Annotated in this window: 10 protein-coding genes; 5 read left to right on the top strand and 5 right to left on the bottom strand. The window is 62.7% G+C overall.

Annotation, left to right across the window (positions count from 1 at the left end; translation table 11 throughout):
- Positions 1-107: 107 nt before the first annotated feature.
- Positions 108-1,145, bottom strand: coding sequence for an AraC family transcriptional regulator (locus MA04_RS21255; RefSeq protein WP_262462732.1), 1,038 nt, complete (start codon positions 1,143-1,145; stop codon positions 108-110).
- A 101-nt stretch (positions 1,146-1,246) separates the two neighbouring features.
- On the opposite strand from MA04_RS21255, the gene MA04_RS21250 reads away from it, so the two are divergent.
- Genes MA04_RS21250 through MA04_RS21240 form a run of 3 tightly spaced genes read left to right on the top strand, consistent with a single transcriptional unit; the run spans position 1,247 to position 4,411 of the window.
- Positions 1,247-2,698, top strand: coding sequence for a flavin-containing monooxygenase (locus tag MA04_RS21250; protein WP_262462730.1), 1,452 nt, complete (start codon positions 1,247-1,249; stop codon positions 2,696-2,698).
- A complete protein-coding gene (locus MA04_RS21245; protein WP_262462728.1) occupies positions 2,682-3,641 on the top strand; it encodes an alpha/beta hydrolase in 960 nt (319 codons plus the stop codon). Before MA04_RS21250 ends, MA04_RS21245 begins: the two co-directional genes overlap by 17 nt.
- Positions 3,638-4,411: an SDR family oxidoreductase gene (locus MA04_RS21240; RefSeq protein WP_262462726.1), complete on the top strand. Its 774-nt coding sequence runs from the start codon at positions 3,638-3,640 to the stop codon at positions 4,409-4,411. The genes MA04_RS21245 and MA04_RS21240 overlap by 4 nt, the downstream gene beginning before the upstream one ends.
- Positions 4,412-4,489: 78 nt before the next feature.
- Here the strand turns inward: MA04_RS21240 and MA04_RS21235 are convergent, their stop codons facing one another.
- Positions 4,490-4,909, bottom strand: a complete 420-nt coding sequence (locus MA04_RS21235; protein ID WP_262462724.1) for a 3D domain-containing protein — start codon at positions 4,907-4,909, stop codon at positions 4,490-4,492.
- A gap of 326 nt (positions 4,910-5,235) precedes the next feature.
- Between MA04_RS21235 and MA04_RS21230 the strand changes: the two genes are divergently transcribed.
- Positions 5,236-6,099 carry an SDR family NAD(P)-dependent oxidoreductase gene (locus tag MA04_RS21230; RefSeq protein ID WP_163125349.1) on the top strand — a complete coding sequence of 288 codons (864 nt, stop codon included), beginning with the start codon at positions 5,236-5,238 and terminating at the stop codon, positions 6,097-6,099.
- Here the strand turns inward: MA04_RS21230 and MA04_RS21225 are convergent.
- Positions 6,075-6,686, bottom strand: coding sequence for an acyl carrier protein phosphodiesterase (locus MA04_RS21225; protein WP_262462721.1), 612 nt, complete (start codon positions 6,684-6,686; stop codon positions 6,075-6,077). The two genes, MA04_RS21230 and MA04_RS21225, sit on opposite strands and share 25 nt — an antisense overlap.
- 200 nt (positions 6,687-6,886) lie before the next feature.
- Between MA04_RS21225 and MA04_RS21220 the strand changes: the two genes are divergently transcribed.
- On the top strand, positions 6,887-7,828 hold the full coding sequence (locus MA04_RS21220) for a DegV family protein (protein ID WP_262462720.1): 942 nt from the start codon (positions 6,887-6,889) through the stop codon (positions 7,826-7,828).
- A gap of 270 nt (positions 7,829-8,098) precedes the next feature.
- Here the strand turns inward: MA04_RS21220 and MA04_RS21215 are convergent, their stop codons facing one another.
- Together MA04_RS21215 and MA04_RS21210 are read right to left on the bottom strand one after the other, a co-directional pair.
- Positions 8,099-8,704 carry a GNAT family N-acetyltransferase gene (locus tag MA04_RS21215; RefSeq protein WP_262462718.1) on the bottom strand — a complete coding sequence of 202 codons (606 nt, stop codon included), beginning with the start codon at positions 8,702-8,704 and terminating at the stop codon, positions 8,099-8,101.
- A gap of 48 nt (positions 8,705-8,752) precedes the next feature.
- On the bottom strand, positions 8,753-9,754 hold the full coding sequence (locus MA04_RS21210; RefSeq protein WP_262462717.1) for a DUF2855 family protein: 1,002 nt from the start codon (positions 9,752-9,754) through the stop codon (positions 8,753-8,755).
- Between the last annotated feature and the right edge of the window lie 86 nt (positions 9,755-9,840).

Here is a 9,840-nt window from a genome sequence, read left to right as displayed (position 1 = left end):
GAAGGTGTCTACTTTTTTGGGGCCGGTCCACAACCAGATATTGCGAATTAGCAAAGAACACTTGCGCATCCGAAACCTCCCCACTTTCCTTCACTATTCACTATTCACTATTCACTATTCCCTGTTAACTGTTCATTATTCATTGCCTTTTCCCGTCGATAACGCGCCGGCGTCTTTCCGGTCCAGCGTTTGAAGGCGTGAATGAAGTTGGAGACTTCGGAGAAGCCGAGGCGCGCGCTGATTTCCTCCTGCCTCAGCCCGCCACCCAGCAGCCATTGTTCCGCCAGCAGCCGGCGCACCTCGTCCAGCAATTCCCGATAACTGGTGTCTTCGGCCAGCAGCCGACGGCGCAGGGTGCGACTGGTGACGCCGATCTCGTCGGCCAGTTGTTCCATGGTTGGGAACCGGCCGGGTCTGGCCAGCAGCTGCTCACGAACCCGCGCCGCCATGCCCACTCGCCGACGGCGCTGCGCCAGCAACTGCTGACACTGTTGTTCACACAACCGGGCGGTGACCGGGTTGGCCTGCGGCAAGGGCCGGTCCAGCACGCCGGCGGCAAATCCGATCCGATTCAATGGCTGGTCGAATTCCGGCACCAGCCCGAACACCGCCTCGAAAGGGGCCGTGGCACGTGCCGGTAAGCGCAGTTGAAGACGCGACAGCGGCATCCGGCTGGCGAACAGTTCCTGCTGGATCATCATGATGGCGCTGGCATCGCGGGCCAGCAGATAATCGCGCACGCCTTCCGGCAGGTCACCGTCATCGATAATCAGCGCGGCCTGTCCGCCCTGTTCTTCCAGCGTCACCCGATTAAAGGCGAACGTCAGATCCAGGTAACGCTGCCCCAGCGCCACCGCCTCGCGGAAAGTGCCACTGCTGAGCAGAGCGAATCCCCAAACACCATAACTGCTCAGGTGATAACGCTGGCCCATGGCCAGCCCCAGCTCGGCGCTGTCACCCAATTCGGCGCACAGATTGGCAACCACCGCCAGCTCCTGCTCCGCTTCGATCTGCACGTCATTCCGCGTCAACCATTCCGGCTCGATGCCTGACCCGGGCAGCAGACTCGCCACGGAAACACCGTGCTCCGAGGCGAACTCCACCTGCATGCGTACGCTGGTCAAACCCCGGCTGGATGCGCTCATAGCTGTCCGTTTCCCACAACTTTTTGTCCTAGCATGCCATAAACAGCCTGTCCCCATCCCGCTACAGTGGGCCGATATCAATAAACAAAGTGGACACCACCATGGAAGCGACCCACCAGGTCATCATTATCGGCGCCGGCTTCGGCGGCCTGGGCATGGCGATTCAACTCAAAACCCAGGGTCAGCACGACCTGTTGCTGATCGAGAAAGGCGATGATGTGGGCGGCTGCTGGCGTGACAATACTTATCCCGGCGCCGCCTGCGACGTGCCCTCGCATTTGTATTCGTTTTCCTTCGAGCGCCATTACCCCTGGAGCCGCCGTTTCGCGCCTCAGGCGGAGATCCTGGACTACCTGCGCCATTGCACCGACAAATACGGTATCCGGGAACACATCCGCTTCGGCACCGAAGTCGCCGAGGCCCGTTATCTGGACGCCCATGGCCTCTGGCAACTGACGCTGAGCACCGGCGAAACCCTCACCACCCGGGCCCTGATCACCGCCACCGGACAGCTCAATCAACCGGCCTACCCGCCACTGTCCGGCATCGAGGACTTCCAGGGTCCGCATTTTCACAGCGCCCGCTGGAACCACGACGTGGATCTGACCGGCAAGACCGTGGCGGTGGTGGGCACCGGCGCCAGTGCCATCCAGTTCGTGCCGGAGGTGGCCCGCAAGGCCGGAAAGTTGCTGCTGTTTCAGCGTTCGGCGGCCTATGTACTGGGCAAACCGGACCGCCGTTACCGCCCCTGGGAACACCGCCTGCTGAAGACCCTGCCAATAACCCAGACGCTGGATCGTCTGCGTATCTACGCCGCCAATGAATCCCGGGTACTGGGGTTCACCTCACTGCAGAAAGCAATGGCGGTGTATCAGAGGCTGTTTCGCCGGCACCTGGAAAAACACATTGCCGATCCATCATTGCGGGCAAAGCTGATCCCGGATTACCCGATGGGCTGTAAACGCATCCTGATGTCGAACCACTACTATCCGGCACTGGCCCGGGACAACGTGGAAGTGATCAACCACGGCATTCAGTCGGTGGATCAGAGCGGCCTCACCGACAGTACCGGCACCCATCACCGGGCCGACGCGATCATTTACGGCACCGGCTTCAGGGCCACCGATTTCCTCACCCCCATGACCCTCATCGGCCGCCATGGCCTGACGCTCAATCAGGTCTGGCGGGACGGGGCCGAAGCGTATCTGGGCATCACCGTGCACGGTTTCCCGAACCTGTTCATGCTCTACGGCCCCAACACCAACCTTGGCCACAACTCCATCATCTACATGCTGGAAAGCCAGATTCACTATATCCAGCAGGCGCTGGCGCAATTGCCTGCCACCGGCGCTCTGGAAGTGCGCTCACGCACGCAGAACGATTTCAACCGGCGCTTGCAGAAACGCATCCGCGACACGGTTTGGGATAAGGGCTGCGACAGCTGGTACAAAACCGAAAGCGGCAAGAACACCAACAACTGGCCGGGCTTCACCTTCGATTACCGGCGCCAGACCCGGGTACTGGACCTGAGCGACTATGACTACCCTCACTGATGTACTGCGGCGACGGCGCCGCCCTGATCAACGCCTGCTGGCCGCCACGTTGCGCCGTGCCTTGCAGCTGCTGTTCAAACCCATGGCCCATCCCCGTGTCGGTATCACCACGCAGCGGCGCTGGCAGGAAGCCCTGGCGCGCACCAATCCGGGGGCCGGAGGTATTCCCCATCACAACGCGGAACTGGGCGGGGTGCGCTGCCGCGTCTATCAGCCGGAGGGCACCGACGCCACCGTGCTGTACCTGCACGGCGGCGCCTATATCACCGGCTCGCCGTCCACCCATCACGGCCTGACCTCTCATCTGGCCAGACACAGCCAGGCCCGGGTCGTGGTGCCGGACTACCGGCTGGCGCCGGAACACCCGTGTCCGGCCGCCATCGCGGATACGATGGCGGTATATCAGGCCCTGCTTGATCAAGGCACCGATCCGGCACAGCTGGCGCTGGCCGGCGATTCCGCCGGCGGTGGGCTGGCGGTGGCGACGCTGCTGGCATTGAAGCAGGCCGGCCTGCCGCTGCCGGCGTCGGTGTTCCTGATTTCTCCATGGGTCGATCTGACCCTGACCCGGCTGTTCGATACCGACCGGGACGTGATGCTGAGTCCGGCCTGGCTCGCCGACGCCGCCCGCGCCTACGGCGGCGACCATCCCGAACGGCCGCCATGCTCGCCGATCAACGGCGATCTGGCCGGGCTGCCTCCGGTCCTGATTCAGGCCGGTGGTGACGAAATCCTGCTCAACGACAGCCACCGGCTGGCGCGAGCGATCCGTGATGCCGGCGGCCAGGCCCGCATTCAGGTGCATCCACAACGCTGGCACGATTTTCAGTTGCACGCCGGGTTGCTGGCCGACGCCGATCTGGCCCTGCGCGGCGCGGCAGGTTTTCTTCGGCACCATTTCCAGCAATCCGACCACCCGGCAGCGGAGCAAGCACGGCCATGATCCCCTCCACCACGAAAAGTATCCTGATCACCGGCGCCGCCAGCGGCATCGGCCTGGCCACCGCGCGTCACTTTCATCAACACGGTTGGCGGGTGGGCTTGCTGGATATCAACGAGACCGCCCTGGCTGGGCTGGCGCGGGACCTGGATGGCACCTGGTTTCATCCTCTCGACGTCACCGATGCGGAGGCGTGCGCACGGGCGGTTTCCGCTTTCGCCGGCGACGGTGTGCTGGACGTGCTGTTCAATTGCGCCGGTATCCTGCGCATGGGGCGTTTCGAAGCCATCAGCGCGGAGCAGCACAAACGCATCATCGATATCAATGTCACCGGCCTGGTCAACATGAGTCTGGCGGCCCTGCCGGCGCTGCGGCGAGCGGACGCTCCGGTGGTCATCAACATGAGTTCCGCGTCGGCGCTTTATGGCGTGCCGCATCTGGCCAGCTATTCGGCCAGCAAGTTCGCCGTGCGCGGCCTCACCGAAGCGCTCAACATCGAATGGAAACGACTCGGCATACGAGTGGTGGATGTGATGCCGCCCTTCGTGAAGACCCCCATGGTGGAGGATGCCGACTATCAGGCGCCGGTGGTGAACCGTCTGGGCGTGAAGCTGAAGGCGGAGGACATCGCCGCCAAGGTCTGGGAAGCGGCGGCGCGGGAGGTGCCGGTGCACAACCCGGTGGGCGGTGTGTTCAAGATGATCAAGCTGCTCGACAAACTGCTGCCCAGTGCCTCCACACGCCTGACCATGACCTTTCTGAGTCGGGAGTAAGCGGAAGGTGGGAGTGGTGGTAAGGGCCATTGGGGGGCCGACGGAGGGGGACGGGAATGCCCGGGGACGGGCTCGGGGCTAGCGATTCGCCGTCCGCACGTCCTGGGAAAGGGGCTCGAAACGGATCTTGACCTTGCGTTTCCCCCAGCGCAGCGCCGCCCTGCGATCCTCTCCCATATAGATATCGATCTTGTTACGCCAGCGGTAGTGCATTTTGTCGCGCACGTACCAGATACCGTCCAGCCCTTCGATAGAGACCGGCGTACCGTAATCCAGGCCGGCATCCAGCAAATCACGGGACACGGCGATGACCCTCATGCCCGGTTCCAGTTGATCGCCCCAGGCAGCCAGGCTGTGATCTTCTCCCGCGCCCTGCCCCGGCAACGAATTGTAGGCTGTGGCGGTAACGGTGCGGCGCTCGGAGAAAGTGGTTTCACCGTGTACCGGTATGCTCGCGGCGGCCAGCAGCAACGCCAGCGCCCTTATGGCGGCTCTCATCAGCGCCCTCGGACTCAAGTCGGTTGATTTAGCGGCCGATTATACCTCAACAAGACGGGAAAGCGGGTAATGCAACGATCTGCGCTCTATCCGCAACGCCCGATCCGGCGGCGCGGCAGCCATAATCGGGCCGTCGCGTGCTACTTATCATGGCTACGGTTACCAAACTCCAACGAACCACAAATGTCCCCGGCGGTCCCAATTTGTAAGGCTCGAAACCTGTTCGGGGGCGTCGGACACAGCACCCTCGGACATTGCATCGGCGAGCATGACGTCTTTGAGCGTAACGTCCTCGAGCACAGCGTCTTCGGGCACAGGGAGGAGCAATGAAGAAAACCGTACTCATTACCGGGGGGAATTCCGGGCTGGGATTGCACAGCGCCGAACAAATGGCCGCGCGGGGCGCCGAGGTGCTGATCGGCTGCCGGGACCGGACCCGCGGCCAGGCCGCCGTGGCGTATATCAAGAACCACCACCCGCAGGCACGAGTACGGCTGTTTGCTCTGGATTTGAGTGATCTTGCTCAAGTCCGCAGCGCCGCCCGCCGACTGCGAGACGAAATCGGTGAGTTGGACGTGCTGATCAACAATGCCGGAACGGTCCCCACCCGGCAGCAGTTCACCGCCGACGGCTATGAGATGCAGTTCGGCGTCAATTACCTCGCCCCGGTGCTGTTCACCCATTTGCTGCTGCCCCTGCTGCGGCAAGCCCCGTCCGCCCGCATCCTGCATGTGGCGTCCGTGGCGCACTGGCTCGGGCGCATCAATTCCCGTACCTGGCGGGGCCGCTTCCCGTATCTGGTGATGGACGCCTACGGTCAGTCCAAGCTCGGCAACATCCTGTTCAGCAACGTCCTGGCCCAACGACTGGCGCGGGAGGGCATCACCAGCAATGCCCTGCATCCCGGCGGTGTCGACACCGGTATCTTCCGCCATGTTCCAGGCCCGCTGCGGACGCTGATCCGGCCCACTCTGATCACACCGGAAAAGGCCGCCTTTCTGCCGGCATCCATGGCGCTGGACGAGGATTTCGTCGGTGTCACCGGCGGCTACTTCGACGCTCGCGGGCGTGCTCGCCGCTCCCCCAGCGCACGCAACAGCGAGCTGGCGGCACGGCTCTACGAAGAGACCATGGCGTTATTGGAACTGACACCGCTGGCGGCGGCTCAACCGGCGCGCGTGCCCGGCTGAGCAGGGCGCTCCAGGGCGGCGCCCGCCACATGGGCACGCAGTTCGGGGTAGAAACTCAGAAAAGTGTCTTCCAGCGCCCCATGGTGGGCGCGGATATCCTCGATACTGCCGGCAAAGGCATTGGCGAAGCGTAATCGCCCGGCGATACGATCCAACGCCACGCCTACCGTATCCAGATCGGCGTAATGCCCGAACCAGTCGTTACTCACCAGGCGTCGGGTGGTCTCGCGCATGGGCCCGGGCATCAACGGCTGACCGTATTGCAGATGGCGATAATCGGCACGGATCACTTGCGCCAGTTCCTCATCATGGAAGCGGGACCAGTGGCGAATGAGAAAATGGTCGAACAGGACATCCAGCGCCACACCCGCAAAACGCCGCCGCTGCGGCGAGAAAAGCCGACGCGAAGCGCGCACTCGCGGATGATGATCGGTAAAGCGGTCCACCAGACGGTGATTACGCAAGCCTGCCCGAACCGGCTCCGACAGCGCCTCCTCACGAATCCCACGCATGAAATCCCCCATCAGATTGCCGACCTTGGAGGTCACCGTGGGCTGAGCCAGTACCAAATGAGCAAAATAATTCATTGTTTTATCGCGACGCCGAAGCGCCATCCACTTTTGTCTTATTGTAAAAATCATTGATTAATACAATAAGATGAGCACTATATAGCCATAAAAGATTAGAACGCGGACCAGCGCGAACCATAAAAACCGTCGCTTTTGCGATTTCATGCCCGCCTGGCGCCGGAGTCGGCGCTGCTTGGGCATTATTGGCGAGGATACCCATGAAAACTGGCCTGGTGGTGGATTCCGGTTGCGACTTGCCCTCTGACTTTATCAAAGAAAACGGCATCCTGGTGCTGCCGGCGTCGATCCGGATCGGCGACGAGATCATCGCCGATGACCGTTCTCCCCAGCGTACCCGCTCCTTTTATGACCGTCAGTTACTGGACAAAGTCCATGATGCGCAGTCCCTGCCCGCCACCGTGGCGCAGATCAAACAGCTTTTTCTCGAACAGGTGGTGACCCATTGCGACTACGCCCTGGTGGAAACCGTACTGCAAAGCCGCAGTCCGATTTTCCGCAACGCCACCGAAGCGGCCCACGGCATCCTGTCCGAGTACCGGGCGGTGCGTGACCGGGCCGGCCTGCAGGGTCCGTTCGCGGTGCGAGTGATCGACAGCCAGACTCTGTTCGCCGGTCAGGGCGCCCTGGCGGCGGAAACCGTGCGGCTGATGGCCACCGGCATGCGCGGCGCCGAGTTGCGCGCCCGGGTCAGCGCCCTGGCCGGCAAAGCCACCGGCTACGCGGTGGTGCCCGATCTCTACTATCTGCGGCAGAGAGCCCGCAAGAAAGGCGACAACAGCGTGGGGCTGGTGGGCGCGTTACTGGGCTCGGCCCTGGATATCAAACCGATTCTTTGCGCGCGCGGCGGCGAGACTTTCCCGGTGGCCAAGATTCGCGGCTTCGCCCAGGGCGTGGCACGCTTGTTCGAACACGGCACGCGCTGTATCGAAAAGGGGATGTTGTCGCCGGTACTGTGCGTGAGCTACGCCGGCGATCCCCAGGCGGTGTATCAGATGCCGGGCTTCGAGGCACTGAAAAGCTGCGCCGACCGCCATCAGGTCAGACTGCTGGTCAGCAGTATGGGGCTCACCGGCAGCGTCAACATCGGCCCCGGCGCGCTCAGTATCGGTCTGCTGGCCGAGCAGCAGGATTTCGCTTAGCCCCGCTTTCAGTCCACACGTGGGCCAGTGCGCTTACATGCAACACGCTGATTCGCTGCCAAGGCAGCTTCCCACAGACTTGACTAAGAAGCCGCTGTAGGAGCTTGCCTGCAGGCGAATTGTGCTTTCGGCCCCAAGATTCGCTTGCAGGCAAGCTCCTACAGCGGCTCCGTGGCCATCTCCGAATCCATGTCTCCAAGGCAGATCGGCAATCGACAATTCACGATTCGCGGACCAGGCCCCAGCGTCATCAAAATCCGTGGGACACCACTAGACACCCCGATCGGGTACGTCCAACAGAAAGTCCAGATTCCGCCGCACCGCCGGCCATTCCAGATTGATAATGGAGAACACCACCGTGTCACGGTATACGCCATCCGCACTGCGGGTGTGATTGCGCAGCACGCCATCCTGCTTGGCGCCGAGGCGTGCGATCGCCTGACGGGACGTCCGGTTATGCCAGTGGGTGCGAAACTCCACCGCGATGGCGTCCAGCGCTTCGAAAGCATGGCCCAGCAGCAGCCGCTTGCATTCGGTGTTCAAGCCGCTGCGCTGGAAGCGGCGGGCATACCAGGTATAGCCCACCTCCAGCCGATGGTTGTCCTCGTCCACATGGCAAAAACGGGTGGAGCCAATCACCTTGCCGCTGTCGCGATGGCGCACCGCGAACGGCATCTCCCCCTGCTGATCACGACGTGCGAGGGCAGCGCTCACGTATTCCGCCACCGCCTCCGGCGCCGGCACGAAGGTGTACCAGAGCCGCCACAGTTCACCGTCCCGGGTCGCCTCGGTCAGATCGTCCACGTGTTCAGCCCGCAACGGCTCCAACACCACCTGACGGCCTTCCAGCGTGACCGGCTCTATCCATCGACTCATGGTCGCCTATCCTTTTTCTGGGCATGACCCCCGAGGATAGCCAATCTGCTACCGCAAAAGCACCACGTGTCCTTCCCGGGGCAGTCCGCCGTGATCGTTCAGTGCACGGATCACCGGGCCCGCCGCCTCGAAACCCCGGTGCTCGCACAGGCTCATCCAGCCCGATACCGGGTCGCTGACCGCCTGCAGAAAACGCCGCTGCGCCGCGCCGAAGCGTTCGCTCAACACCGCTGGCCCCCAGTCCTGATTACGTTTGCGAATCTGCACCGGAGCGAAGAAAAAGCGGGGCTCCGGTGTCAGTGTCGCGTCGGCCTTGAGGAATTCCGTGTTGGTGGCGGAATCGGCGTAGCAGTCGTAGACCAGGGCCGCGCCGAAATGGTCGTGGACGGCGTGCCGCAACGCCTCATCGCCGGAAAAGTCCACGTACAGGGTCGGTTGATCGGCATCCAGTGACGCCAGTTGATCGTAGTCCACCACCTGCTGGTAGAGTCCCAGGCCTTCGACGTAGTCCCGATTCGACGGCGACGTCAGCGCAATGCGGGCCGGGTCGCCCATTTCCCGCAACGCGAAGGCGGCCCCATAAGCGGTCTTGCTCGAGGCGCTGGAGACCACCAGTTGCCGCGCGCCGAAGAAGTCATTGTCGGCGAGGAAGTCCGCCAGCATATAGGAAGTGAAGAACAGCGGCCGCAGCAGCATTTGGTAATCTTCCAGTTCCTTCACATAGGCGCCGTCGGTGCTGCACCGGGTGTACTGGTTATAGGGTGAGGGCAATCCCTGGCGGTAGTCGGTGGCGTCATAGAAGCCGCGCTCGCTGATCCGCTCCGGCCGTACCTTGAGCACCGTGGCGATGGGGAAGTAACCATAGAAGCGCTCCCCGGGGTCCACTCCCGGCACCCGCGAGTCGGTCACGGTGGCGAATCCCCACACCGGCATGTGGCCCCACCCGTCCTGCCCGGTGGGGAAGAAGGACCAGTAGTTCATGGCGTCACCGAAGGCGGCGTAGGTAATGTTGTTGGTGGTCAGGGCGAACCGGTCCACGGCGAGAAGCACCTCGCCGTCACCGGCTTCCGGCAGTGTCTGGCTGTTAGAGCCTGTTCATAGTCTTTACGCCGCCGCGTTGCTGCTGGAAAAGCCGC

Origin of the sequence: Alloalcanivorax balearicus MACL04 (genome assembly GCF_025532145.1) — a bacterium.
GTDB classification, from domain to species: Bacteria; Pseudomonadota; Gammaproteobacteria; order Pseudomonadales; family Alcanivoracaceae; genus Alloalcanivorax; species Alloalcanivorax balearicus.
This window is presented reverse-complemented; position numbering and strand designations above follow the sequence as displayed.

Excerpts from the sequence above, each read along its gene's own strand:
- MA04_RS21255 (WP_262462732.1), bottom strand. The coding sequence starts at position 1,145 with ATGAGCGCATCCAGCCGGGGTTTGACCAGCGTACGCATGCAGGTGGAG.
- MA04_RS21215 (WP_262462718.1), bottom strand. The coding sequence starts at position 8,704 with ATGAGTCGATGGATAGAGCCGGTCACGCTGGAAGGCCGTCAGGTGGTG.
- MA04_RS21245 (WP_262462728.1), top strand. The coding sequence starts at position 2,682 with ATGACTACCCTCACTGATGTACTGCGGCGACGGCGCCGCCCTGATCAA.
- MA04_RS21250 (WP_262462730.1), top strand. The coding sequence starts at position 1,247 with ATGGAAGCGACCCACCAGGTCATCATTATCGGCGCCGGCTTCGGCGGC.
- MA04_RS21235 (WP_262462724.1), bottom strand. The coding sequence starts at position 4,909 with ATGAGAGCCGCCATAAGGGCGCTGGCGTTGCTGCTGGCCGCCGCGAGC.
- MA04_RS21220 (WP_262462720.1), top strand. The coding sequence starts at position 6,887 with ATGAAAACTGGCCTGGTGGTGGATTCCGGTTGCGACTTGCCCTCTGAC.
- MA04_RS21230 (WP_163125349.1), top strand. The coding sequence starts at position 5,236 with ATGAAGAAAACCGTACTCATTACCGGGGGGAATTCCGGGCTGGGATTG.
- MA04_RS21240 (WP_262462726.1), top strand. The coding sequence starts at position 3,638 with ATGATCCCCTCCACCACGAAAAGTATCCTGATCACCGGCGCCGCCAGC.
- MA04_RS21225 (WP_262462721.1), bottom strand. The coding sequence starts at position 6,686 with ATGAATTATTTTGCTCATTTGGTACTGGCTCAGCCCACGGTGACCTCC.